Source organism: Carnobacterium sp. FSL W8-0810 (assembly GCF_038007125.1).
GTDB classification, from domain to species: Bacteria; Bacillota; Bacilli; order Lactobacillales; family Carnobacteriaceae; genus Carnobacterium_B; species Carnobacterium_B inhibens.
Genome location: NZ_JBBOWO010000001.1, coordinates 412,501 through 438,555, shown reverse-complemented (window position 1 = coordinate 438,555; position 26,055 = coordinate 412,501). Strand labels below are relative to the sequence as shown.

Here is a 26,055-nt window from a genome sequence, read left to right as displayed (position 1 = left end):
AGTATAGGTAATGAAAAGGAGAACTTAAATAATGAAAAATGATATTGAACGTGTGCTTTTTTCAAAACAAGAATTAGCTGAAAAAACAGTAGAATTAGGCAAACAGTTAACAGAAGATTATCAAGACAAAAATCCTTTAGTGGTTGGAATCTTAAAAGGAGCAATGCCGTTTTTATCTGATTTAGTAAAAGAAATGGATATTTATCTAGAAATGGACTTTATGGACGTTTCAAGTTATGGAAACGGAACAGTTTCTTCAGGAGAAGTTAAAATTGTTAAAGATCTAAACACAAATGTAGAGGGCCGCGATTTATTGTTAGTAGAAGATATTATTGACAGTGGACGTACATTGAATTACTTGATTGATATGTTCAAATACCGTAAAGCTCGTTCAGTTAAAATTGTCACGTTATTGGATAAACCTGAAGGACGTGTTGTGGATATTAAAGCTGATTATGTTGGCTTTTTAGTTCCTAATGAATTTGTTGTTGGGTATGGTTTGGATTATGCTGAAAGATATCGTAACTTGCCTTACATCGGAGTTTTAAAACCTGAAATTTACGAAGAGAAATAAATGGTCAATGTTGGTCAAATGTGGTACAATATATAAAATCAAGCATCATTTATAATAAAATACAGAATAGAACTTAAAAAGTTTGTTTGTAGAAGGAGGGCACAATGAAAAAAGGACTCTTTAAAAACGGGTTCTTCTATGCGATCGTTTTCTTAGTCATTATAGGAATTGTAACTTGGGCAACAGGTGGAAACTCAGGGCAAGAGAATACAAACCTTTCAGCTAGTGAATTCGTAGCGCAATTAGAAGATAATAAAATCAAATCATTTACAATTCAGCCAAATGCTGGAGTTTACCAAATCACGGGTGAATACCGTGAAGAACAAGAAAAAGCTGAAGAGGAAAGTTCTAGCCAAAGTATCGATATTTTTGGCACAACAGATACAAGTAGTACAACATTTACTACAGCAGTCTTGCAAAATGATTCCTCTGTACAAGAAATTACAACATTAGCAAACGAAAAAAATGTTAAATACACACCTCAACAGGAAGAAACAACTGGTATATGGGTTACGTTGTTGATTTCAGTATTGCCGTTAGTTATTTTTGTCTTCTTTATCTACATGATGATGGGACAAAGTGGTCAAGGTGGTGGTGGCCAAGGCGGACGAGGTGTCATGAATTTTGGCAAATCAAAAGCTAAAGAAGCAGACAGCAAAGCTAGCAAAGTTCGTTTCTCTGATGTAGCAGGAGCTGATGAAGAGAAAGAAGAATTAGTTGAAGTGGTTGAGTTCTTGAAAGATCCAAGACGTTTTGCAGCACTTGGAGCACGTATTCCAGCAGGTGTCTTGTTAGAGGGACCTCCAGGAACGGGTAAAACATTGCTTGCAAAAGCAGTTGCCGGTGAAGCAGGAGTACCTTTCTTCTCGATCTCTGGTTCAGAATTTGTTGAAATGTTTGTTGGGGTCGGTGCAAGCCGTGTTCGTGACTTGTTCGAAAACGCTAAAAAAGCTGCTCCAGCGATTATCTTTATTGATGAAATTGATGCTGTTGGTCGTCAACGTGGAGCCGGAATGGGTGGCGGACACGATGAACGTGAGCAAACATTAAATCAATTATTAGTAGAAATGGATGGTTTTGCCGGAAATGAAGGAGTTATCGTCATTGCTGCTACAAACCGTTCCGATGTCTTAGATCCAGCATTGTTACGTCCAGGTCGTTTTGACCGTCAAATTTTAGTAGGACGTCCTGATGTTAAGGGTCGTGAAGCCATCTTAAAAGTTCATGCGAAAAACAAACCTTTAGCACCTGATGTTGACTTAGCAGTTGTAGCAAGACAAACTCCAGGTTTCTCCGGAGCAGATTTAGAAAATGTATTAAATGAAGCTGCCTTAGTAGCAGCTCGTCGCAATAAAAAAGAAATTGATGCATTAGATCTTGATGAAGCTCAAGACCGCGTTATTGCTGGTCCAGCTAAAAAAGACCGTGTTATTAGTAAAACAGAACGTGCAATGGTTGCTTACCATGAATCTGGACACACAATTGTTGGAATGGTTCTAAATGATGCACGTATCGTTCACAAAGTTACGATCGTCCCTCGTGGGAAAGCTGGCGGATACGCAATCATGCTTCCTAAAGAAGATCGTTTCTTAATGACTAAAAAAGAAATGTTTGAACAAATTGTTGGTTTGTTAGGTGGACGTGTAGCTGAAGAGATGGTATTTAACTCTCAATCATCTGGAGCAAGCAACGACTTTCAACAAGCGACTCAATTAGCTCGTAGTATGGTTACTGAATATGGTATGAGTGACAAATTAGGTCCCGTTCAATACGAAGGAAACCATCAAGTATTTGTAGGTCGCGATTATGGTCAAACAAAAGCTTACTCTGAACAAATTGCTTATGAAATCGACCAAGAAGTTCGTCGTATCATTACTGAAGCTCATACTGAAGCTCGTAGAATCTTAGAAGAGTACAAAGCAGAGCATAAATTGATTGCTGAAAAACTTCTTGAGATCGAAACATTAGACGAACGTACTATCAAGAGCTTATTTGAAACAGGTGAAATGCCAGTAGCTCCTGATGCAGCTACTGAAGAATTTCCACATGAATCAGAAGGATCTTCTTTTGAAGAAGTGAAAAAAGCTCGTGAGGCTAAAGAAGCAGCGCGTCTAAAAAAAGAGCAAGAAGAAGAAGCGAAAGCTAAACATTCTGTTCAAGACGATGATAAAGATATCGTTGAAGAAGTGAAAAAAGAATTAGGTACAGATGAAGATCTTAATCATAATGATGAAGACAAATCTGATGATTCTTCAAAACGTTCGTAATCTAACAAACACAAAATTAAAAGAGGGATGCGACACTGTTGCGTCCCTCTTTTGTACTCAATTTAAATCAAAGAATTATTAAAGGAGCGAAATAAATGTCAGATTATTTATTAAAAAGTATTTGTTTTGATGGACAAGTACGAGTGTATACAATTGATGCAACAGAAACAGTGAGAGAAGCACAACAAAGACATGATACATGGAGTGCATCCTCAGCAGCTTTAGGGCGCACGATGATTGGAGCCTTATTGTTAGGAGCTACTTTAAAAGGTAATGAAAAAATCACCGTTAAAATTGAAGGCGATGGTCCGGTTGGACACATCATTGTAGACAGTAACGGAAAAGGTGAAGTAAAAGGATATATTGCCAATCCAAAAGTGAGTTTGCCACCGAATGATCTTGGGAAAATTGATGTTCGCGGAGCAGTGGGAACACAAGGCAGCTTGACTGTAACAAAAGATCTTGGGATGAAAGATACTTTTTCAGGACAAGTACCATTGGTTAGTGGAGAATTGGGAGAAGATTTCACTTATTATATGGCTACTTCTGAGCAAACTCCTTCAGCATTTGGATTAAGTGTTCTTGTAGATACTGATGATACTATCAAAACAGCTGGCGGATTCATGATTCAAGTTATGCCCGGTGCAACAGACGAAACCATTACTAAGCTAGAACAAAGTATTGCATCTATTCCGATGGTATCTCAATTAATGGAAAATGGTGAAAAGCCAGAAGAAATACTAGAACGTTTAGTAGGTAAAGGAAATGCTAAAATTTTAGAAAAATCACCAGTAGCTTTTAACTGTGATTGCTCAAAAGATCGTTTTTCTAGAGCAATTATTGCTTTAGGAGAAAAAGAAATCGATGATATGATCACTGAAGATCAAGGTGCAGAGGCGAGTTGTCATTTTTGTGGCAATAACTATAACTATACTGTAGAAGAATTAGAAGCGCTAAAAGAAAGTTCAAAAGTTTAAAGAAAGGCTTTGAGTAGTTGGTTGAAAAATCAATTGTTCAAAGCTTTTATTTTTTTAGGTCGATGTTTTATGAGTAAACCTATTATGAGAATCATTGTGCTTGATATTGTAAGCGATAAACCTTAAACTAAAAAAGACAAAGAACTTAAATTTAGGAGGTAACATAATATGGTAAAAGTAGTTCATTCAGTAACGGATTTAATTGGAGAAACGCCTATTATACGTTTAACAAAAGTGGTTCCTGCAGATGCAGCAGAAGTTTATGTAAAACTTGAATCATTTAATGTAGGCGGAAGTGTAAAGGATCGTATTGCTTTAAATATGATCGAAGTAGCTGAGCAAGAAGGAAAATTAAAATCAGGCGATACTATTATAGAACCAACAAGCGGAAATACTGGGGTTGGTTTAGCAATGATCGCAGCTGCTAAAGGCTACAAAGCTATTTTTGTTATGCCTGATACAATGAGTTTAGAACGTAGAAAATTATTAAAAGCTTATGGAGCGGAATTGATTTTGACACCGGGAGCAGAAGGTATTTCAGCTTCAATCAACAAAGCAACAGAGTTAGCAGAATCAAAAGGGTACTTTATGCCTATGCAATTTGAAAATGTGGCTAACCCTGCTGTACATGCTGCTACTACTGGACCAGAGATTTTAGAAGCTTTTGGCGGAGTTGCACCAGATGCATTTGTTTCAGCAGTCGGTACTGGGGGAACCTTAACAGGTGTTGGACAAGTCTTGAAACAAGCGGATCCTGCTATTAAAATTTATGCTTTAGAACCAACTGAATCGCCTATTTTAAGTGGCGGAGCTAAAGGACCACATAAAATCCAAGGAATCGGTACAGGTTTTGTACCTAAAGTTTTAGACACAGTACTTTATGATGAAGTCTTACAAGTATCTAGTGATGATGCATTTGATATGACACGTCGTTTAGCTGCAGAAGAAGGGTTGTTAGTTGGTATCTCTTCAGGTGCTGCAATTAAAGGAGCAATTGATGTGGCGATAAAATTAGGTCAAGGTAAAAAAGTTATTACCGTAGCCCCAGATAATGGGGAACGTTACTTGTCAACAGCTGTTTTCCCATATGTAGAATAACCAGTAAGCAACTATTAAAAGTGTCTTCACACTCTGTATCAATGGTGTGAGGACGCTTTTTTTTTGTAAATAACTCAATTTAAAATAAAATTAAGCTATAATGAGTATGAGGTGAGAAAGATGAAGAATTATTCATTTGCTATTTGTGAAAATGAACCCATCCAAGCGGAATGGTTGCAGTCGTTAGTTGAAGAATACGCTGCTAGTCAACACGTTTCTATTCAAATTAATATTTGGGAAAGTGCAGAAATTTTCTTGTTTCATTATGCTGAAAATAAGGACGTAGATATTATTTTGCTAGATATTCAAATGAATGCAATGACTGGTATGGAGATGGCACGGCAGTTAAGGGAACAAGATGATTCGGTTGCGTTATTGTTTATAACAGGATTAACAGATTATATAAGTGAAGGTTATAGCGTTGAAGCAATTGATTACTTAGTAAAGCCTTTGAAAAAAGAGAAGTTGTTTCAAGCTTTGGATCGTTTACTAGCAAAATACCCGGTTAAAGAAGAGTTCTTACTAGTGGAACAAGACGACGAACAAATTAAAATCAGTCGAGACGATATTTTATTTATTGAAGTTGAAGGACGAGAAATAAAGGTAGTGATGAAAAAACAGGTCATTTTTCTCAAAAACTCCTTACAAAGCTTTAGCAAACAGTTAAACCAAGAACAGTTTGTTCAGCCTTACCGTAATGTTGTTGTTAATTGCAGTCGGATCAAACGAATCAGAAAAGGTTCATTAATTATGGATGATGATAGTGTTATTCCGGTCTCTAGAAGAAACCAGCAAAAAGTTGTTGCTGCCTTTACTAAATATTTCCGAGAGGAGTAATATATGTCTATAGAAATGGTTGTTTTTATTTTTAGTATCCTACTTGTTGGTGTCGTTATTTTTATGCGATATTACCACCGTAAAACGATTCATCGTTTATTTCATACTCAAGCAAGTATGTTGGAAGAGCATGCAGAAGAAGTCGAAAATATTTACCGACATATGCGTGGATGGAGACACGATTATAAAAACCACATTCAAACGATGAAGGCTTATATTGAAATGAATAAAATTGAGTTGCTGCAAGAATATTTGGAAGAGTTGGACGATGATCTGGTTGCAATCGATGTTAGCATTCACACTGGAAATGTGATGGCTGATGCCATTCTTAATAGCAAGTTGTCTTTAGCTGAAGCACGAAATATACAGTTGGATGTTAAGGCGTCTATTCCATCAAACTTACCAGTTCATAATGTCGACTTAGGAACCTTATTAGGAAATTTACTATCTAACGCTATCGAAGGTAGTCAAACTGTCGTAGATCCTAGTAATCGATTTATCCGAGTGTATATTGTCGAAATGAAAGAGCAATTATATATTTCTATTACCAATAGTATGAATCAGACGATCAAGAAAAAAGGAACAGGATACCAAACGACGAAAAAAGGAACGGAACACGGCTTTGGTTTGAAGAGAATTGATCAGACTGTACATAAATATCAAGGACATGTGAACCGAAAACATGAAGAGGGAGTATTTGCGACGGAAATTTTATTGCCCTTGTGACCGTTCACGCTTAAAAAACGACCACTCATGGTCGTTTTTCTGAATAAAGATTTTTACATGCTATTGTATCCTTAGAGGTGATTAAAATGGAAAAACAACTAAAAAAGCCATTACATTTGCATTACTTATATCATAAAATGTGGCAAACAGATAAAAAATATATTGTGCTTATGATCATTCGTGCATTCACAGATATGATGATCCCGTTATTGTCTTCAGCTACCGTTGCTTTCATCATTACAATGGTAGGGGATACTAAAAATTGGTCCAATTACATCCCTTTGTTGATCAGTATTCTTAGTGCATCCTTAGTGTGCTATTGTCTTTCTCAAGCCCTGAAAAATTATTTTCAATCAGTAGGAAACATTTTTCGAATCCAAAACATGGTCGAATTGGTAGAAGAGTTATTGTTTAGAAAATATGAGCAAGTAGAAAATGCAGAGAATCAGAAATTATTTGCTAAAGCTATGACTCCAACCGACAATCCAGAAGGAGCTTTTCAAAAGGCTTTTGAGGTATTGTATCAATTTTTGAAAAATACGAGTGGGTTATTATTATATGGTTTCTTTATTGGAACGGTTCATCCTTTACTTATCGTCGTTATTGCAGGATCATCGGTTGTGATGTATGTATTTAGTTTAGGAACGAATCGTATTGAACAATCGAATAAGAATACACTGGCTCCCATCCGAAAAAAGAATAGGTATTTAGTAGATAATACGGGAGATTTTAAAGCAGCTAAAGACATGCGTTTGTATCATATGGAAGACTGGTTTATGAATGAATTTGAAGAAAATAATGATATTCGATTAAAACTTTTGAATGTTGTTAACCATCGAAAACTAAAAGGAAGTGTTCTTTCGAGTACGTTGTCATTACTACGAGATGGATTGGCGTATTGGATCTTAATTCAACAAGTACTAGACGGTACGCTGTCTGTTGCGAGTTTTTCTTTTTACTTTGGGATTATTGCTTCTTTGTCTATTTTTATGAATGGCTTGCTGACGGATTTGGCTAGTTTTAAATATTTAGCAAGTGAAGTAAACGATTTTCGAAGCTACACAGAAATGGAAGATCAGGTCAACAATGATGTCAAAGTTTCTATTGATTCCTTGAATTACCCACTTGATGTAGAATTCAGAGATGTATCTTATCGATATGAAGGTTCAGATAAAGATACTATTCATCATTTGAATTGGCACATTAAGTCAGGGGAAAAGGTTGGAATGGTTGGTATGAATGGTGCAGGTAAATCTACTATTATCAAACTTTTGTGTGGATTATATCACCCAACTTCTGGAGAAATTTTAATCAATGGTAATTCTGTTCAGCAATTTTCGAATGATGAATATGTTGAATTGTTTTCAGTAGTATTCCAAGACTACTTTGAACTGCCGCTTACTATTGAAGAAACCATCAAACAAGGAGAGACTAAACACTCTCGTGAATATGCTGAAGTCTTAGAAGAAAGTGGCATGGACATGGAAATTGCTAAGCTTTTGCAAAATGATCAAACCAAACTTGTGAAGCGAGTGAATGAAGATGCTGTTGACTTATCTGGCGGACAAAAGCAAAAATTGCAGTTGGCTCGTGCGATATACAAAAATGCACCCTTGTTAATATTGGATGAACCTACTGCAGCTTTAGACCCTATAGCCGAAAACGCCATCTATATTAAATACAATGCTATCGCAAATGACAAGACATCAATTTTTATTTCTCATCGCCTTTCTTCCACTCGTTTTTGTGACCGAATTGTCTTCTTAGAAAATGGAGCGATTCTAGAAGAAGGAACACACGAAGAATTGATGGAATTAAATGGAAAGTATAACGAAATGTATACTGTACAAAGCCGCTATTATCAAGATGAAGTGGAGGTAGTTCAAAATGCATAAGGCAAAAGAAAACTTCGCATGGACACGTAAAGGTTATCAATTGATGATCCATCTTTCTCCACGACTATTTTGGTCTAGCTTGATTCAAGGTTTCTTTGAAGCTGTTTATCCTTTTATACCATTCTTTTTTACAGGTCAAATTTTAAATTTATTGCTAAAAGGAGAACAAAAAGAAATGATTCTTTATTGGGTGATCGGTGCATTGATTACCGGCTACATCTCTTCGGTTATTGCAAATGGAATCTCGCATTACCGTTCAAACTTAATCTATAGTGCAATGGATAAAAAAGAAATGTTGTTAAACACAAAAATTATTCATATGGATTATGAACTTGTAGAAAGATCTGACATCCATGATATGAGAAATACTATTAACCAAGCAGAGAACACTGGCGGTATTGGGTTGTTCTTATTGTTGAATGAGACAAAAAACTATTTTCAACAAATTTTTTCGTTGTTGATCTCTGTTGTATTTCTATGGAGTTTATTTACCTCCACTTCTCAAACAACATCGATTGCATTTAATGCCGACTCTCCTTGGATCTTTATTGTATTTGGTGTTGCCTTAGTTCTTTTCACGGTTTTGTCGATTAAAATCAATGAACAAACACAAGAAACGATTATGAAGTTACTTTTGCAAGGTGGGATGTGGATTAATAACGCTGGGGAGTTTTTTATCAGCCAACTGATGGATTACAACTCTGGAAAAGAAATTCGGTTGTATAAGCAACAACCTATTTATCAGCATAATATGAGAAGAATGTATGACTACACGAAAAGCACACTATCTAAAATAGCACAAAGTCAGAACCGGACTATTGTGATGGTTCAAGTTATGTCCTATTTATTATTGGTATCTTGTTATTTCTGGTTGGTTGTTAAAGCAATGAATGGTGCAATTACTCCTGGTTCAATTGTTCAATATGCTGGAGCATTTACCTTGTTTATCCGTGAGTTTCCGAATCTCCTTTCTTCCATTCAAGCACTTATCAATAATGTTGAAGGACTGAAGATGTTATTTGAGTTTCTAAACTTGAAGAGCAATCGTCATGAAGGTTCCCTTCCTGTTGAAAAGCGTCTCGACAATGAATACACCTTGGAAGTGCGTGATGTGTCTTTTTCATACCCTGGTTCTAATGAGCTGGTATTAGAAAACGTGAATTTACGCTTTGAGATTAGTGAGAAAATGGCGATTGTAGGAATGAATGGTTCAGGAAAAACAACTCTTATCAAATTAATCTGTAGGTTGTATGATCCGACTGCAGGTGTCATTCTGCTAAATGGTATTGATATAAAGAAATACGATTACCAAGAATATTTAAGGTTACTATCCGTTGTTTTCCAAGACTTTCATTTGTACGCTTTTAAGTTAGGAAGCAATGTCGCTGCATCAGATGATATAAATGAAGAGGAAACGGTAGCTGCTTTAAAGAAAGTTGGTTTCTCTAAACGCTTATCCACATTATCTAAACAGTTAGATACTTATCTATACAAAAATTATGATGAATCAGGTATTGAATTTTCTGGTGGAGAAGCACAAAAAATAGCGATGGCTCGTTCTGTATATAAGGCTGCACCAATCGTAATTTTAGATGAGCCGACAGCAGCTTTAGATCCGTTATCAGAATATGAAATCTATGAGAATTTTTCAGAAGTTATAGGAAATCGTACAGCTATCTATATCTCTCATCGTCTATCCAGCTGCCGATTTTGTGATCGTATCGCAGTTCTTGATCAAGGAAAGTTAATACAACTTGGCTCGCATGATGAATTAGTAGAGGTTAAAGATGGGAAATACTATGAACTTTGGAACGCTCAAGCACAATACTATCATAAGAATCCAGATGGTAAAGTAAAAGAAGTCGTATTAGCAACAGTTTGAATCTCTACTTGGCACCTTCCAAACTGTGTGAAAATATGTTATTATATATCGTATAAAAATCGTCAAGCAATTTATATGAAAAAGTTAGGGGATTAGAAGCGCTAGTTGCTAATTGCCTTGCTTTTTTTGTGCACTCTTGGCATTATAAAGAGAGAGCTGAGAAGCTAAAAAGAATGGAGAGAAACTAATGAGCAATGAAAATTCGCATTTAGAAGAACTAAATGATCAATTAATTGTCCGCCGTGAAAAGCTTGATACCTTGCGTGAGCGTAATGTAGATCCATTTGGTGGGCGTTTTGAAAGAACCCATCTATCAAATGAATTACACAAAGCTTATGATGAGTTTACTAAAGAAGAAATAGCTGATAAAGAAGAAACAGCAACTGTTGCTGGTCGTATCATGACTAAACGCGGTAAAGGAAAAGTTGGGTTTGCTCACTTACAAGACCGTGAAGGACAAATCCAAATTTACGTACGTAAAGATACTGTTGGTGAAGAAGACTATGCTACCTTTAAAAGTGCTGATTTAGGAGACTTTATTGGTGTAACTGGAACGATCATGAAAACTGACACAGGTGAAGTAACGATTAAACCAACTTCAATTACCCAGTTGTCAAAAGCATTGCGTCCATTACCAGATAAATACCATGGATTGACAAATGTTGAACAACGTTACCGTCAACGTTATTTAGATTTGATCAGTAACCGAGAAAGTTTTGATCGTTTTACTAAACGTAGTCAAATTATTCGCGAAGTTCGTAACTATTTAAACGAACAAGATTACTTAGAAGTGGAAACTCCGACATTGCATAATTTAGCTGGTGGGGCTGCTGCACGTCCATTTATTACACACCACAACGCTTTAGACATGGAATTGTATTTGCGTATAGCTCTTGAGTTGCATTTGAAACGACTAATCGTTGGAGGGATGGAAAAAGTCTATGAAATTGGACGAGTTTTCCGTAATGAAGGAGTAGATACAACTCATAATCCTGAATTTACAATGTTAGAAGCTTATACTGCTTATACTGATTTTGAAGATGTGATGGATTTAGTTGAGGGATTGATTCGTACAGTAGCTCAACGCGTCTTAGGAACAGGAAAAATCACTTATAATGAACAAGCAATCGATTTAGAAACTCCTTGGAAACGACAACACATGGTTGATGCGATAAAAGAATACTCTGGGGTAGACTTTTGGAAACATATGACAGATGAAGAAGCGCGTGCATTAGCGAAAGAACATGATGTACCTGTAACAGAACACAGCCAATTTGGACATGTTGTCAATGAATTCTTTGAAAAATTTGTAGAAGATAAACTGATTCAACCAACTTTTATTTATGGACATCCTTTAGAAATTTCGCCGTTAGCTAAGAAAAATGTAGAAGATCCTCGCTTTACAGATCGTTTTGAAGCATTTATAGTTGGTAATGAATATGGTAATGCCTTTAGTGAATTAAATGATCCAATTGATCAACGCGAACGTTTTGAAGCGCAAATGAAAGAACGTGCCTTAGGAAACGATGAAGCTCATATGATTGATGAAGATTTCCTTGAATCATTAGAATATGGTATGCCTCCAACAGGTGGATTAGGAATCGGAATTGATCGATTAGTTATGCTCTTAACAGATGCACAATCTATTCGTGATGTACTATTATTCCCGACAATGCGTAATCAATAATAAAAAAATCAATCCCTTTCAAGGGGGTTGATTTTTTTACTTTATATATGAAGTAGTTTAAAATAAAAAGATAAGGATTGGACGGAATAATGAATGTCCGAAAATTTAAATAAGGAGGGACACAATGAAAGAGAAAACTAGGTTCATGAACTATTTAGGGGGCAATAATACTCTTTTTACATTACTGATTCTCATAATGATAGGAATCGTTATTTACGTTTATCATTCTATTGCATTTATTTTTGAGCCATTAAATGTTATCTTTTCAACATTAATAGCACCTGTTATACTGGCTTTCGTTTTTTATTATCTTTTAAATCCAATTGTTGATTGGATGGAAAGACATAAGATAAAACGGATTTGGAGTGTCATTATTTTGTTTGTGGCCATTATTGGCATTTTAATAGGTGCAGTAGCATTAGCCTTTCCGCCGATACAAGAACAAGTGACTAGTTTGGTGAATAACTTTCCTACCTATGTTGATACGATTGGGACGACTGTCATTAGTTGGGTAGATGGTACACCACTTGAAAATTCTGCAAGTGACTTAGTAGAATGGTTAAACAGCTGGGTGAGCAATATACCGAGTATCGCTGTAGACTATTTTGATACAGCAGTAAATGGATTAACAAATATTTTTTCTACGGTTTCAAATGTGGTGGTAGTTATAGTAACATTTCCGATCATTGCATTTTTCTTGTTGAAAGACGATGAAAAATTTTTCAGTTATGTAATGAAAATTATTCCGCCAAAATTTAGAAAAGATACAAAAAATATCTTTGCAACGATCAACGAGCAAGTGGGATCTTATATCAAGGGTCAATTAATGATCTCACTTTCTTTAGGAATCATGATGTTTATAGGATTTTCTATAATTGGTTTAGATTATGCAGGTGTATTAGCTATAGTTGCAACATTTACAAGTATTATTCCGTATGTTGGAGCAGCTCTTGCAATGATACCTGCGATAATAATAGCCTTGACTACCTCGTGGGTTATGGTTCTCAAATTGATCATTGTCTGGGTAGTTGTTCAATTTGTAGATGGTAATTTAGTTGAACCAAATATAATGGGCAAAAATTTAAACGTTCACCCATTAACTATTATTATTGTCTTGCTTGTTTTAGGAGATCTACTTGGTTTTGTTGGTTTAGTTTTAGGAGTACCTATTTATGCTATTTCAAGAGTAATAGCAACATTTGTCTTTAGGAAATTTAAACAACGATATAATAAATACTATGGTGATGAATCAGGCTACTATGAAGATACAGAATTTACATTAGAAAAATATCAAGATAAAAAATAAATTCGGTAAAGTATAAACTCTAACTTACGCGAAAACTTAATAAGGTTAATTAAAAGAGCATCTAATCTAGATTATTTATTTAGAATGGATGCTTTTTTTCTATAAACAAAGACTTTGTAAATAGTAAAAGAGATAATTTGCAATAAAAAGTATAAATATGTAGTAAATTGAAAAATCATTCATATTGAACGATTGATGAAATAAGATTTAAGTTATTCGTTTTTTGTTAAACAAGAACGCTTTCTCTATAAGAATGGAATTTAATAGTTCGCTTATAAAAAATAAATTATATTTTTATCCAAAAATCATTGACGATATGTTAAATCCCTGTTATATTAATACATGTCGCTGAGACAGTTTGAAATAAACCGACACAGCGAAAAAGAAAATTTGAAAAGTTGTTGACAAGCGATATCGAACGTGATATTATTAGTAAGTTGTCACAAACGAAACATTCAACTTTAGACCTTTGAAAACTAAACAAAGTAAGACGAACCAAATGTGAGGGTGACTCAGCAGTGCTGAGTCAACAGTAACAAATATAGTGAATAATTATTCGCTAGCAATCAATAATGAGCTTCAAGCATCATTTTATATGAGAGTTTGATCCTGGCTCAGGACGAACGCTGGCGGCATGCCTAATACATGCAAGTCGAACGCTTTTGTTTCACCGGGTGCTTGCACCCACCGAGACAAAAGAGTGGCGGACGGGTGAGTAACACGTGGGTAACCTGCCCATAAGAGGGGGATAACATCCGGAAACGGATGCTAATACCGCATATTTCCAATTGTCTCCTGACAGATGGAAAAAAGGTGGCTTCGGCTACCGCTTATGGATGGACCCGCGGCGTATTAGCTAGTTGGTGAGGTAATGGCTCACCAAGGCGATGATACGTAGCCGACCTGAGAGGGTGATCGGCCACACTGGGACTGAGACACGGCCCAGACTCCTACGGGAGGCAGCAGTAGGGAATCTTCCGCAATGGACGAAAGTCTGACGGAGCAATGCCGCGTGAGTGAAGAAGGTTTTCGGATCGTAAAACTCTGTTGTTAGAGAAGAACAAGGATGAGAGTAACTGCTCATCCCCTGACGGTATCTAACCAGAAAGCCACGGCTAACTACGTGCCAGCAGCCGCGGTAATACGTAGGTGGCAAGCGTTGTCCGGATTTATTGGGCGTAAAGCGAGCGCAGGCGGTTCTTTAAGTCTGATGTGAAAGCCCCCGGCTCAACCGGGGAGGGTCATTGGAAACTGGAGAACTTGAGTGCAGAAGAGGAGAGTGGAATTCCACGTGTAGCGGTGAAATGCGTAGATATGTGGAGGAACACCAGTGGCGAAGGCGACTCTCTGGTCTGTAACTGACGCTGAGGCTCGAAAGCGTGGGGAGCAAACAGGATTAGATACCCTGGTAGTCCACGCCGTAAACGATGAGTGCTAAGTGTTGGAGGGTTTCCGCCCTTCAGTGCTGCAGCTAACGCATTAAGCACTCCGCCTGGGGAGTACGACCGCAAGGTTGAAACTCAAAGGAATTGACGGGGACCCGCACAAGCGGTGGAGCATGTGGTTTAATTCGAAGCAACGCGAAGAACCTTACCAGGTCTTGACATCCTTTGACCACTCTAGAGATAGAGCTTTCCCTTCGGGGACAAAGTGACAGGTGGTGCATGGTTGTCGTCAGCTCGTGTCGTGAGATGTTGGGTTAAGTCCCGCAACGAGCGCAACCCCTATTATTAGTTGCCAGCATTCAGTTGGGCACTCTAGTGAGACTGCCGGTGATAAACCGGAGGAAGGTGGGGATGACGTCAAATCATCATGCCCCTTATGACCTGGGCTACACACGTGCTACAATGGATGGTACAACGAGTCGCAAGGTCGCGAGGCCAAGCTAATCTCTTAAAGCCATTCTCAGTTCGGATTGCAGGCTGCAACTCGCCTGCATGAAGCCGGAATCGCTAGTAATCGCGGATCAGCACGCCGCGGTGAATACGTTCCCGGGTCTTGTACACACCGCCCGTCACACCACGAGAGTTTGTAACACCCGAAGTCGGTGAGGTAACCCTTTTGGGAGCCAGCCGCCTAAGGTGGGACAGATAATTGGGGTGAAGTCGTAACAAGGTAGCCGTATCGGAAGGTGCGGCTGGATCACCTCCTTTCTAAGGAATATAACGGAAACCCACACATTCGTACTTACTTTGTTTAGTTTTGAGAGGTCTAATCTTCTCAATAGATAGATGTTGTTCTTTGAAAACTGGATAAAGTTAAAAATTGTAATTCAAGTAAGAAACCAGAAACACACCGAAAAGTTTTAAAAATGAGTTTTTTAAGGTTCTCATCGTAAGATGAGTATTGAACATTAACGATTAACCATAGGTTAAGTTAATAAGGGCGCACGGTGAATGCCTTGGCACTAGGAGCCGATGAAGGACGGGACTAACGCCGATATGCTTTGGGGAGCTGTAAGTAAGCTTTGATCCAAAGATTTCCGAATGGGGGAACCCAGCATCTTTGATAGGATGTTACTGCTAACTGAATACATAGGTTAGTAGAGGTAGACGCAGAGAACTGAAACATCTAAGTACCTGCAGGAAGAGAAAGAAAAATCGATTCCCTGAGTAGCGGCGAGCGAAACGGGAATAGCCCAAACCAGAAAGCTTGCTTTCTGGGGTTGTAGGACTGAACACATAGAGTCATAAATGGATTTGGTAGGAGAAGCGACCTGGAAAGGTCTGCCGAAGAAGGTAAAAGCCCTGTATCCGAAACCACATCCACTCTGATCAGTATCCTGAGTACGGCGGAACACGAGAAATTCCGTCGGAATCCGGGAGGACCATCTCCCAAGGCTAAATACTCCCTAGTGACCGATAGTGAACCAGTACCGTGAGGGAAAGGTGAAAAGAACCTCGGAAGAGGAGTGAAATAGCCCCTGAAACCGTGTGCCTACAAATAGTTAAAGCCCGTTAATGGGTGATAGCGTGCCTTTTGTAGAATGAACCGGCGAGTTACGATCCCATGCGAGGTTAAGTTGATGAGACGGAGCCGTAGCGAAAGCGAGTCTGAATAGGGCGAATGAGTATGTGGTCGTAGACCCGAAACCAAGTGATCTACCCATGTCCAGGTTGAAGGTGCGGTAATACGCACTGGAGGACCGAACCCACGTATGTTGAAAAATGCGGGGATGAGGTGTGGGTAGCGGAGAAATTCCAATCGAACTTGGAGATAGCTGGTTCTCTCCGAAATAGCTTTAGGGCTAGCCTCGGAATTAGAATCATGGAGGTAGAGCAACTGTTTGGACTAGGGGCCCTTCTCGGGTTACCGAATTCAGATAAACTCCGAATGCCATTGATTTATATCCGGGAGTCAGACTGCGAGTGATAAGATCCGTAGTCGAAAGGGAAACAGCCCAGACCACCAGCTAAGGTCCCAAAGTTTATGTTAAGTGGAAAAGGATGTGGAGTTGCTTAGACAACTAGGATGTTGGCTCAGAAGCAGCCATCATTTAAAGAGTGCGTAATAGCTCACTAGTCGAGTGACCCTGCGCCGAAAATTTACCGGGGCTAAACATAACACCGAAGCTGTGGATAGAACCATTGGTTCTATGGTAGGAGAGCGTTCTAAGGGCGTTGAAGCTAGATCGTGAGGACTAGTGGAGCGCTTAGAAGTGAGAATGCCGGTATGAGTAGCGAAAGACGGGTGAGAATCCCGTCCACCGAATGACTAAGGTTTCCTGGGGAAGGCTCGTCCTCCCAGGGTTAGTCGGGACCTAAGTCGAGGCCGAATGGCGTAGACGATGGACAACAGGTTGAGATTCCTGTACCAGTTTGTTTTGTTTGAACAATGGAGGGACACAGTAGGCTAAGGAATACGCGCTGTTGGATATGCGCGTCCAAGCAACAAGTTTTGAAGTGAGTCAAATGCTTGCTTCTTTAAGAACAAGTTGTGATGGGGAGGGAAATTAAGTACCGAAGTTCCCGATGTCACACTGTCAAGAAAAGCTTCTAGTTAGAAACAAACTGCCCGTACCGCAAACCGACACAGGTAGTCGAGGAGAGAATCCTAAGGTGTGCGAGAGAACTCTCGTTAAGGAACTCGGCAAAATGACCCCGTAACTTCGGGAGAAGGGGTGCTGACCAATTGGTCAGCCGCAGTGAATAGGCCCAGGCGACTGTTTATCAAAAACACAGGTCTCTGCAAAATCGTAAGATGACGTATAGGGGCTGACGCCTGCCCGGTGCTGGAAGGTTAAGAGGATGGGTTAGCTCTCGGGCGAAGCTCAGAATTGAAGCCCCAGTAAACGGCGGCCGTAACTATAACGGTCCTAAGGTAGCGAAATTCCTTGTCGGGTAAGTTCCGACCCGCACGAAAGGCGTAACGATCTGGGCACTGTCTCAACGAGAGACTCGGTGAAATTATAGTACCTGTGAAGATGCAGGTTACCCGCGACAGGACGGAAAGACCCCATGGAGCTTTACTGCAGTTTGATATTGAGTGTTTGTACAGCTTGTACAGGATAGGTAGGAGCCATTGAAGCCAGGACGCCAGTCTTGGTGGAGGCGTTGGTGGGATACTACCCTTGCTGTATGACCACTCTAACCCACAGCCCTTATCGGGCTGGGAGACAGTGTCTGACGGGCAGTTTGACTGGGGCGGTCGCCTCCTAAAGTGTAACGGAGGCGCCCAAAGGTTCCCTCAGAATGGTTGGAAATCATTCGCAGAGTGTAAAGGCATAAGGGAGCTTGACTGCGAGACCTACAAGTCGAGCAGGGACGAAAGTCGGGCTTAGTGATCCGGTGGTTCCGCATGGAAGGGCCATCGCTCAACGGATAAAAGCTACCCTGGGGATAACAGGCTTATCTCCCCCAAGAGTCCACATCGACGGGGAGGTTTGGCACCTCGATGTCGGCTCATCGCATCCTGGGGCTGTAGTCGGTCCCAAGGGTTGGGCTGTTCGCCCATTAAAGCGGTACGCGAGCTGGGTTCAGAACGTCGTGAGACAGTTCGGTCCCTATCCGTCGCGGGCGTAGGAAATTTGAGAGGAGCTGTCCTTAGTACGAGAGGACCGGGATGGACACACCTCTGGTGTACCAGTTGTTCTGCCAAGGGCATTGCTGGGTAGCTATGTGTGGACGGGATAAACGCTGAAAGCATCTAAGCGTGAAGCCCCCCTCAAGATGAGATTTCCCATCACGTAAGTGAGTAAGACCCCTGAGAGATGATCAGGTTGATAGGTTGGAAGTGGAAGTCTAGCGATAGATGGAGCGGACCAATACTAATCGGTCGAGGACTTAACCAAAGAATAAACGGTGTACGACGGTTTCTAAACGAAGAACAAACTTTTAACTTATCCAGTTTTGAGAGAACAACGTTCTCTAGATTGAAATTTGTGTGGTGGCGATGGCAAGAAGGTCACACCTGTTCCCATGCCGAACACAGCAGTTAAGCTTCTTAGCGCCGATGGTAGTGAAGGGTTTCCCTTTGTGAGAGTAGGACGCTGCCACGCAAACAAAAAGACATCATCTTCGGATGGTGTCTTTTTGTTTAGCATTTGCAAAAAAATAAAATAGGTGACTAAAAAAACGCTTGCAAAAACAAAAAAGCCGTGTTATATTAGTTTTAATAAAGGATTGTTACTGCATCAGCAGGCAAAACCTAAATTGATTCGAAATCGTTCTATTCCATTTGAGATAGAGCATTTGGAATGAGTTTAGGTTTTTTATTTTTCTATAAGACGAAAGTTGGTGAGCAAAGCGATAAAATGAGAATAGAAAAAGTATTGAATAATAATGTTGTGATTACCTTAACTGATACTAATGAAGAAATGGTAGTAATGGGAAGAGGGATTGCCTTTCAACGAAAAGTTGGAGATACAATTGAAGTCGAAAAAATAGAAAAAACTTTTGTACCAGAAGGAAATGAAGGTATTGAAACTTTTTCTACTTTGTTTAAAGAAATCAACCCAGAAATTATAGAAATAGCCACCGATACAATCAAATACGCTCAAACTATTTTAAAAACCAAATTAAGCAATAATATTTATTTAACATTAACTGATCATTTAGATTATGCTATAAAGCGTACTAGTGAAGGAATAGATATAAAAAATCCGTTAACTTGGGAAATAAAGAAATTTTATAAAGCAGAATATGAAATCGGATTAAAAGCATTAGAACATATTAAAACTAAACTTGGTGTGATCATGAATGAAGACGAAGCTGCATCCATTGCTTTGCATATTGTGAATGCTAAACAAGAAGGACAAGAAATAGGAATTACAGTGAAGATGACTGAAGTTGTGCAAGATATTTTAACAATTGTACGGTTACAATTTGGAATCACTTTTGATGAAGATTCATTTAACTATTCCCGTTTTGTTACTCACCTGCAATATTTTGCTCGTAGAATGTTGGAACATGATAACAAAAATTCTAATGATGATTTTTTGTTTGAACAAGTAAAAATAAAATATCCCAAAGCTTTTGAGTGTACAAACAGAATTAATAATTACCTCGAAAGTAAACATCACACGTCACTGTCGAAAGATGAACAAGTTTACTTAGCTATTCATATCCAACGAGTAACGAGTGAAAAAATAAAATAAAATAAACACTTCAATGATGGATTGTTACTGCGTAAGCAGGCAAAACCTAAATTGATAGCTGAAATGTATTCTGTAAAGATGCATCTTGCTATTGATTTAGGTTTTTCTTTTTTAAAAAACTAAAATGAGAGAAGGACTTAGGATGAAATATGAAGCATTAGCTAAATCAATAATTGAAAACGTGGGCGGAACAGAAAATATCAATAGTTTAACTCATTGTGTAACAAGATTAAGGTTTAAATTAAAAGATGAAAGTAAAGCAAATACTGATGTACTAAAGAAAATGGACGGAATTGTAACCGTAATCAAAAGTGGCGGACAGTATCAAGTCGTTATTGGAAATCATGTACCGGATGTTTATCAAGAAGTCGTAACTGTCGGAAATTTAAATAGTAATGATTCTTCTGAACAAGAATCAGATGAGAAAGTAGGTCTGTTCAATAAGTTCGTTGATATGATTTCAGGAATTTTTGCACCAACTTTAGGAACATTAGCTGCTACTGGTATGATCAAAGGATTTAATGCTTTGTTTGTAGCACTAGGCTGGCTAACAGTTGAATCAGGAACGTATCAAATATTAAATGCTATAGGTGATTCATTGTTTTATTTCTTCCCTATTTTCCTAGCATTTACAGCCAGTAAAAAATTCAAAGTGAATCAGTTCACGGCTATGGCTATTGGTGCTTCACTCGTTTACCCGACTTTAGCTGGAATCAGAGCAGGAGATCCTCTTTATACACTGTTTTCCGGATCCATTATTGAGTCCCCAGTGCACACCACTTTCTTAGGACTTCCACTTATTCTAATGGACTATTCGTCAACCGTTATTCCGATTATTGTTGCTATTTTTCTAGCATCTAAAGTTGAAAAAGGATTGAAAAAAATCATTCCAGACGTGGTCAAAACCTTCTTAATTCCTTTTTTTACTCTTTTGATTATTGTCCCAGTAACTTTCATGATCGTTGGACCAATCGCAACATGGGCAGGTAGCTTAGTAGGAGCCGGGACTTTAGCCGTTTATAACTTGAGCCCAATCTTAGCAGGTGCAATTGTAGGTGGTTTCTGGCAAATATTTGTTATGTTCGGGTTGCATTGGGGTCTTGTGCCAGTAGCTCTGAATAACTTAGCTGTTTACGGATATGATCCTATTTTAGCAATGTCATTTGCAGCTTCATTTGCCCAAACTGGAGCAATTATTGCAATTATGGTAAAAACAAAAGAGAAAAAGGTTAAGTCTTTAGGTATTCCTTCTGTAATTTCCGGTATGTTCGGTGTAACAGAACCAGCAATTTATGGTATCTCTTTGCCTCTTAAAAAACCTTTCATCATGAGCTGTATCGCTGCCGGTGTGGGTGGAGCAACTCTAGGATTAGTCGGAGCCAATGGATACGTTGTAGGAGGACTAGGAGTATTTGGAATCACCAACTTCCTGAATCCTGCTGAGAGTGGCTTAGGTAATGTGCCTATAGTAATAGCCATTATCATTGGAGCTATGATTCTTGGTTTTGTATTAACTTATATTGCTGGTTTCGGAAAATTGTATGAAGATGATGCAGTTGTGGCAGAAACAACTAATGATGGAATCATTGATTCAGGAAATGAAGTTTATATTGGAAAAGATACTATCGAAAGCCCATTAAAAGGATCTATTATTCCGCTTTCTGATATTCGAGATGAAGCTTTTTCATCTGGAGCTATGGGAAAAGGTTTGGCAATTGAACCAACTGAAGGGAAATTAGTTTCACCAGTTAATGGAGTTGTCACAATGCTTTTTCCAACGTTTCATGCAGTGGGTATAACGTCAGATGAAGGAACAGAAATCTTGATCCATATTGGTATGGACACTGTTCAAATGAATGCTGAAGGATTTGTTCCACACATTAAGCAAGGAGACAAAGTAACAAAAGGTCAGCTTTTAATTGAATTTGATATTGCCAAGATCCAAGCAGCCGGTTACAGCGTGGTTACGCCTGTAGTTATCGCAAATTCACAAAATTATTTAGATGTCATCACGACAGAGAAATCAACTGTTTCTTCTAACGAACAATTAATGACTGTAGTCATTTAAAAAATAAGAAAATGAGGTAATCAGATGAAAAATAGTAATGGTTTTCCAGAAGGATTTTTATGGGGAGGCGCAACTGCAGCCAATCAATTTGAGGGTGCATATAATGAGGGAGGAAAAGGCCTCTCTACAGCCGACATGGTAAGATTTATACCTAAAGAAGAACGAGGAGAAGGGTTTTCATTAGACGTTTCAGGTAAAGAAATTGAAGCGATTTTAGCAGGAAAAGTAGATGCTGTTTTCCCGAAACGTTTTGGGGTTGATTTTTATCATCATTATAAAGAAGACATCGCTTTGTTAGCAGAAATGGGCTTTAAAGTATTCCGTTTATCGATTAACTGGGCACGAATTTTTCCTAATGGAGATGACACAATTCCAAATGAAGAAGGACTAGCTTTTTATGATGATGTGTTTGATGAATGTTTGAAATATGGTATAGAGCCGTTAGTAACCTTATCTCATTATGAAACACCTTTGAATCTTACATTGAAATATAATGGTTGGGCTGATCGCCAAGTCATCGATTTCTTTGTTCAATATGCTGAAACGGTTTTTAAACGGTATAAAGACAAAGTGAAGTACTGGCTAACTTTTAATGAAATCAATATTATAGCGTTGAGCCCGTATACTGGCGGTGGGGTGCTAGTAGAAGAAGCAGAAAATCCAATGGAGTTGTCTTATCAAGCAGGACACCATCAATTTGTAGCTAGCGCATTAGCGACAAAAATTGGACATGAAACTAATCCTGAATTTAAAATAGGATGTATGTTAGCGCGTATGACAACTTATCCAGAGACGAATAATCCAGCTGACATCATTAAAGCCCAAGAAAAAAATCAACAGAACTTGTTCTTTACAGATGTTCAAGCACGCGGAGAGTATCCGGCCTATATGGATCGTTACTTTAATGAAAATAACATAACAATCCATAAAGAACGTGGAGATGATGAAATTTTAAAAGCTTATCCTGTTGATTTCATTTCATTTAGTTATTATATGTCTATTTCGACTAGTTCAAACCCTCAAAAAGAACAAGTAAGTGGAAATTTCATTGAAGGTGTAAAAAATGAATATTTGGAAACGTCAGATTGGGGCTGGCAAATTGACCCAATTGGATTGAGATGGACACTGAATGACTTTTACGATCGTTACCAATTGCCGTTATTCATTGTTGAAAATGGATTAGGAGCTTATGATAAAGTAGAAGAAGATGGCAGTATTCATGATGATTACCGAATTGATTATCTGCAAAAGCATATTGAACAAATGAAAGAAGCGGTACTAGATGGTGTGGATCTAATGGGTTACACGAGTTGGGGAGCGATTGACCTAGTTAGTGCTTCCACTTCAGAAATGTCTAAACGCTATGGATATGTTTACGTTGATCAAGATGATGAAGGGAAAGGAACATTAGAGCGTTCTAGAAAAGATTCATTCTTCTGGTATAAAAAAGTTATTGAAACGAATGGAATGGATTTAAGTAAATAAATAAAGCAGGCGAAAGAAGGGGCTTGTTTTGAGCGAGTTCTTTTCTAGGCAACTGCTGTATCCTTTATTAAAAAAACATATGCTATACTTAATAAAATGAAGAATCTAAAATAATTGATCGAAAAAAGGAGAAGATGACTTTGACAGTAGAACAATTTCCAAAAGATTTTTTGTGGGGTGGAGCAGTAGCTGCAAACCAATTAGAAGGAGCTTACAACGCAGATGGTAAAGGGTGGTCTGTCCAAGATGTAACACCTCAAGGCGGATTTGGCCCGATAACGGACGAACCGACAGAAGATAACATGAAATTAGTCGGGATTGATTTTTATAACCGCTATAAAGAAGACATTAAATTATTTGCAGAAATGGGATTTAAAACATTCCGTACGTCAATTGCATGGTCTCGCATCTTTCCTAATGGAGACGAAGCTGAACCAAATGAAGCTGGATTAAAATTTTACGATGATTTATTTGATGAACTTCTTAAGTACAATATTGAACCATTAGTAACACTATCTCACTATGAAACACCATTACATTTAGCCAAAGAATACGACGGTTGGGTTAATCGCAAAATGATTGGCTTTTATGAAAATTATGTACGTACTGTCTTTACACGCTATAAAGGGAAAGTGAAATACTGGCTGACCTTTAATGAAATCAATTCCATTTTACATGCACCATTTATGAGTGGTGGAATAGCTACTGCACCAGAAAAATTGACACAAAAAGATTTGTATCAAGCGGTTCATCACGAATTAGTAGCGAGTGCATTGGCTACAAAAATCGGGCATGAAATTATGCCGGAAGCACAAATCGGATGTATGGTTTTAGCTATGCCGACATACCCATTAACTCCAAACCCAGATGACGTTATTGCTGTAATGGAAGCAGAGCGTAAAAACTATTTCTTCTCAGATGTACATGTTCGAGGAACTTATCCAGGTTATATGAAACGTTTCTTCCGTGAAAATGCGATTGAGTTAGATTTTGGCCCAGAAGATGAAGAGTTGTTGAAAAATACGGTCGATTTCATTTCATTTAGTTATTATATGAGTTCTACAGAAACAGCTGATGAAAGCAAACGAGAAGCTGGTAAAGGTAATATTTTAGGCGGTATCCCTAATCCGTATTTAGAAGCTTCAGAATGGGGCTGGCAAATTGACCCTAAAGGATTGCGAATCGTATTAAATGATTTCTGGAATCGTTATCAAAAACCATTGTTTATTGTTGAGAATGGTTTAGGAGCTAATGATGAACTGATTACAGATGAAAATGGAAATAAAACTGTGAACGATGATTACCGTATCGATTACTTGAATGATCATTTGGTCCAAGTTGGAGAAGCCCTTAAAGATGGTGTAGAAGTTATGGGATACACAACTTGGGGTTGTATCGATTTAGTCAGTGCTTCAACAGCAGAATTGAAAAAACGTTATGGATTTATTTATGTTGATCGTCATGATGATGGAACAGGAACGTTAGAGCGTTATAAAAAGAAAAGTTTTTCATGGTATAAAGAAGTCATTGAAACAAACGGAACAAGTCTTGTTGAAAAATAAAAAAACTTATATGATTAATAAAATGGACCCTATAGAATGGACACTAAAAAAAGTGCCCTCTATAGGGCTTATTTTTGTATACTTATATAGAAAAATATACGCATGGTTGATGTAAGGTTGTACAGTCCATTAAGACCGTATTACACATTGACTACACTCTAACTGTCAAAGTTAGCATTTACACCCAAACAAACACCAATTTGTAAAGACAAACCCATATATAAAAAAATGTATTAAAAAAAAGCAATACTTATTACGATGAATTCAAACGCCGTTTTGTTTCAGAATCATTGGACTCAAACACTTCTTTTAGATATAATCACTCTTTTTATTTTAAAGTTCAAGATTTTTTACTTATTAAAAGTAAAAAAAGCTTTAAATAGTATTTTTTTAGTTATATAATACATTGTACTAACTAAAAGTAAGAGGAGTGAGATGATGAAATTAATAGATGTTACTAATAATCATTCGGAACTTGTGATAGAACAATTGGAAAATACTAATGCCAATTTTATAAAAGTGTTCTCTTTAGGTCCAACCACTGTAATTTGTTCAGGCTCTTCAAACAGTAAAGATATAATTTTATTAAATAAAAGTCGCACTATAAAAAAATCAGAAATTAATTTTGTGCTAAAAAACATACTAGATACAACTCTTGACAACGTTGAAATTATCTATGCTCCTAATATTGTCGAGTTATCCATTCCTGTTGAAGTTTAATTTTTCATGCTTCATTAAAGTAGTAGTAGCGCTTGTTATAGTGAATATCTTTTATTAAGCTCTCTTTTAAATAAATCATTTTTCTAATGCGTCAAATTGACAATGAATATCTTGTTTATCTCTCTGATACTCGGGCATAAACAATCCGAATATTTCACCTCTTCAGAGAGTTTCTTCTATAATATTAAACGTTTAGTTGTAATAATATTGGATAATAATTATGGGAACGTAATTTAGTAATTTTAATAAATCTGAATTAAAAAAACGGTATGGTTTTATTTACGTTGATCAACATGGATGATGGAACAGGTACATTAGAACATTATAGAAAGAAAATTTTTCCATGGTACAAAGAAATTATTGAAACAAACAAACG

General features: G+C 37.8%; 15 protein-coding genes, 3 rRNA genes and 1 pseudogene (1 of these 19 only partly in view). All 19 read left to right on the top strand.

Features of this window, described 5'->3' with window-relative positions; translation table 11 throughout:
- Window positions 1–28 precede the first annotated feature (28 nt).
- Window positions 29–574 carry a hypoxanthine phosphoribosyltransferase gene (gene hpt, locus NST49_RS02165; RefSeq protein ID WP_187948871.1) on the top strand — a complete coding sequence of 182 codons (546 nt, stop codon included), beginning with the start codon at window positions 29–31 and terminating at the stop codon, window positions 572–574.
- 104 nt (window positions 575–678) lie between these two features.
- Window positions 679–2,841: an ATP-dependent zinc metalloprotease FtsH gene (gene ftsH / locus NST49_RS02160; RefSeq protein WP_023176653.1), complete on the top strand. Its 2,163-nt coding sequence runs from the start codon at window positions 679–681 to the stop codon at window positions 2,839–2,841.
- 95 nt (window positions 2,842–2,936) lie between these two features.
- A complete protein-coding gene (gene hslO / locus NST49_RS02155; RefSeq protein ID WP_187948865.1) occupies window positions 2,937–3,818 on the top strand; it encodes an Hsp33 family molecular chaperone HslO in 882 nt (293 codons plus the stop codon).
- 168 nt (window positions 3,819–3,986) lie between these two features.
- Complete coding sequence (gene cysK / locus NST49_RS02150; RefSeq protein WP_341046783.1) at window positions 3,987–4,916, top strand: cysteine synthase A; 930 nt, start codon at window positions 3,987–3,989, stop codon at window positions 4,914–4,916.
- A 120-nt stretch (window positions 4,917–5,036) separates the two neighbouring features.
- On the top strand, window positions 5,037–5,753 hold the full coding sequence (locus NST49_RS02145) for a LytR/AlgR family response regulator transcription factor (protein WP_341046780.1): 717 nt from the start codon (window positions 5,037–5,039) through the stop codon (window positions 5,751–5,753).
- 3 nt (window positions 5,754–5,756) lie between these two features.
- A complete protein-coding gene (locus tag NST49_RS02140) occupies window positions 5,757–6,479 on the top strand; it encodes a sensor histidine kinase (protein ID WP_341046779.1) in 723 nt (240 codons plus the stop codon).
- Between the two features lie 86 nt (window positions 6,480–6,565).
- Window positions 6,566–8,374, top strand: a complete 1,809-nt coding sequence (locus NST49_RS02135) for an ABC transporter ATP-binding protein (protein WP_341046777.1) — start codon at window positions 6,566–6,568, stop codon at window positions 8,372–8,374.
- Window positions 8,367–10,256 (top strand): ABC transporter ATP-binding protein, encoded by a 1,890-nt coding sequence (locus NST49_RS02130; RefSeq protein WP_341046776.1) that lies wholly within the window; start codon window positions 8,367–8,369, stop codon window positions 10,254–10,256. The genes NST49_RS02135 and NST49_RS02130 overlap by 8 nt, the downstream gene beginning before the upstream one ends.
- 187 nt (window positions 10,257–10,443) lie before the next feature.
- Window positions 10,444–11,943 (top strand): lysine--tRNA ligase, encoded by a 1,500-nt coding sequence (gene lysS / locus NST49_RS02125; RefSeq protein ID WP_341046774.1) that lies wholly within the window; start codon window positions 10,444–10,446, stop codon window positions 11,941–11,943.
- A gap of 124 nt (window positions 11,944–12,067) precedes the next feature.
- Window positions 12,068–13,249, top strand: coding sequence for an AI-2E family transporter (locus NST49_RS02120; protein ID WP_341046773.1), 1,182 nt, complete (start codon window positions 12,068–12,070; stop codon window positions 13,247–13,249).
- A 591-nt stretch (window positions 13,250–13,840) separates the two neighbouring features.
- Window positions 13,841–15,402, top strand: a 16S ribosomal RNA gene (locus NST49_RS02115).
- A 216-nt stretch (window positions 15,403–15,618) separates the two neighbouring features.
- Window positions 15,619–18,539 (top strand): 23S ribosomal RNA (locus NST49_RS02110).
- A gap of 91 nt (window positions 18,540–18,630) precedes the next feature.
- A 5S ribosomal RNA gene (rrf, locus tag NST49_RS02105) occupies window positions 18,631–18,746 on the top strand.
- Together the 16S, 23S and 5S rRNA genes form the textbook arrangement of a ribosomal RNA operon.
- Window positions 18,747–19,001: 255 nt before the next feature.
- On the top strand, window positions 19,002–19,844 hold the full coding sequence (licT, locus tag NST49_RS02100) for a BglG family transcription antiterminator LicT (RefSeq protein ID WP_034538783.1): 843 nt from the start codon (window positions 19,002–19,004) through the stop codon (window positions 19,842–19,844).
- Between the two features lie 142 nt (window positions 19,845–19,986).
- The gene (locus tag NST49_RS02095) at window positions 19,987–21,912 is read left to right on the top strand and encodes a beta-glucoside-specific PTS transporter subunit IIABC (RefSeq protein WP_341046772.1); all 1,926 of its coding nucleotides are present in this window, start codon (window positions 19,987–19,989) and stop codon (window positions 21,910–21,912) included.
- A gap of 24 nt (window positions 21,913–21,936) precedes the next feature.
- Window positions 21,937–23,397: a glycoside hydrolase family 1 protein gene (locus NST49_RS02090; RefSeq protein ID WP_341046770.1), complete on the top strand. Its 1,461-nt coding sequence runs from the start codon at window positions 21,937–21,939 to the stop codon at window positions 23,395–23,397.
- Window positions 23,398–23,531: 134 nt separating this feature from the next.
- Window positions 23,532–24,959, top strand: a complete 1,428-nt coding sequence (locus tag NST49_RS02085; RefSeq protein WP_341046769.1) for a glycoside hydrolase family 1 protein — start codon at window positions 23,532–23,534, stop codon at window positions 24,957–24,959.
- A 438-nt stretch (window positions 24,960–25,397) separates the two neighbouring features.
- Window positions 25,398–25,679, top strand: a complete 282-nt coding sequence (locus NST49_RS02080; protein WP_034538073.1) for a DUF1827 family protein — start codon at window positions 25,398–25,400, stop codon at window positions 25,677–25,679.
- Between the two features lie 250 nt (window positions 25,680–25,929).
- A pseudogene (locus NST49_RS12660) lies at window positions 25,930–26,055 on the top strand (family 1 glycosylhydrolase); its annotated part runs 16 nt beyond the window's last position; the annotation flags it as partial.